Below are 1,138 nucleotides of genomic sequence, written 5' to 3' on the forward strand. Positions count from 1 at the left end.
CTCCGCCGCCTCCGTCCGCGAAAACTACCGTTCGTCACCGGAGGTGACCGAAAGATGACGGTCTGCGCCATCGAACCTGCGGCGGCACACGAGAACGGAGCGGGACGGGCGGTCGCCGTGGCCCGGACCGGGTCACGGGTGCGGGACCACCGCGACGGGCGCGGTCGCGTGGTGCAGTACCGCGTGGGCGACCGAGCCGATGCGTCCGCCGAACGGTGCGGATGGCCGCATACGGCGGCCCACGACGAGCAGGGAAGCCTCCGCGGCGGCTGCCACCAGCAGATCGACCGCCTTGCCGGGCAGGGCCTCCTCCACGACCTCGACGGACGGGTACTTCTGCCGCCACGGCCGCAGCACCTCCGCGAGGGTGGCGGTCTCGGCGGTGGCCAGCTGGGCGTTCAGCTCGGGGTCGGGGGGCAGCCCGTAGGCGAAGTAGGGCGGCAGACTCCAGCCGTGGACGACCCGCAGCGGCGCCCCGCGGCGACCGGCCGCCTCGAACGCGAACTCGATCAGGGCGTCGTCGGGGGCGTTGGCGTCCAGGCCGAGCACCACCGGGCCGTCCGGGGACACCTCGTCCCCGGGAGCGGCCTGTTCACCGCCCTCGGCGTCCGGGACGCGGACGAAGACGACCGGCCGCTCGGCGCGGGCCACGACGGCCTGCCCCACCGAGCCGACGAGAAAGCCGCCGAGCCCGCTCAGCCCCCGCGACCCCAGGACCAGCAGGTCGGCCTCCCGGGCCGCCTCGGGCAGCAGCTCACCGGGGCTGCCGGTGAGCCGTTCGACCGTGATGTCCAGATCGGGGTGGCGGCGGAGCAGCTCGTCTGACGCCTCCCCCGGAAAGCTCTCGGCCCAGTGCTGCTGAGTTTCGGCACCCATGAAGGGCGCCTGGATCAGCGGCACCTTCTCCCAGACATTGACCACCTTCAGCGGCAGACCGCGCAGCTTCGCTTCGCGGGCCGCCCATTCGGCGGCGGCCAGGCTCTCACGGGAGCCGTCGAGTCCGACAGTGACGGTGCGGGACATGGTGCACACCTCTCTGGAGCGATGGGATCCGTGTGATCGATCCCCTGCCCAGCATGACCCGCGCCATGCCCGAGCGCGAGGGACGCAGGTCCCGCCGTCGGCGGGACCCCGGCCC

Annotated in this window: 1 protein-coding gene; it reads right to left on the minus strand. The window is 73.5% G+C overall.

Translation table 11 applies throughout. The annotated features are described in order from the left end of the window. Positions 1–132: 132 nt before the first annotated feature. The gene (locus ACWF94_RS40875) at positions 133–1,023 is read right to left on the minus strand and encodes a universal stress protein (protein ID WP_453500423.1); all 891 of its coding nucleotides are present in this window, start codon (positions 1,021–1,023) and stop codon (positions 133–135) included. Positions 1,024–1,138: the final 115 nt, after the last annotated feature.

The organism is Streptomyces sp. NPDC055078 (assembly GCF_053607985.1).

Bases quoted from the DNA above. Each gene is read 5' to 3' on its own strand.
- ACWF94_RS40875 (WP_453500423.1), bottom strand. From the start codon at position 1,023: ATGTCCCGCACCGTCACTGTCGGACTCGACGGCTCCCGTGAGAGCCTG.